This window comes from Lysinibacillus sp. GbtcB16 (assembly GCF_019091145.1).
Classification (GTDB): domain Bacteria; phylum Bacillota; class Bacilli; order Bacillales_A; family Planococcaceae; genus Lysinibacillus; species Lysinibacillus fusiformis.
The window spans coordinates 1-236 of the sequence record NZ_JAGXJV010000862.1 but is presented as its reverse complement, the minus strand read 5'-3'; the positions used below and the strand labels follow the sequence as shown (position 1 = coordinate 236).

Annotated in this window: 1 pseudogene; it reads left to right on the top strand. The window is 42.8% G+C overall.

The features are described from left to right. Positions 1-225: pseudogene (locus KVT27_RS26130) on the top strand (hypothetical protein); the annotation flags it as partial. Between the last annotated feature and the right edge of the window lie 11 nt (positions 226-236).

Sequence of the window (236 nt, the reverse complement as noted above, 5' to 3'; positions counted from 1 at the left end):
ATTATTTTAGCCTTCGTTGCGTCCTTGGCTGCTACAATTGGTATCATTTTGTTGGTGGATGCGCTGGATGACACGTTGAAAACCGACGAGGACATTCGAGAGGTTCTGGCATTATCTACGATGGCCTACATACCGAAAGTGAAGAATAAGGAACTAAGAGCGAAGTTAAGATCGAAATCCAGAAAAAAAGCAAAGGAAATCGCCTATGCCAAAACAATCCACTAAGTCGCTAAGTC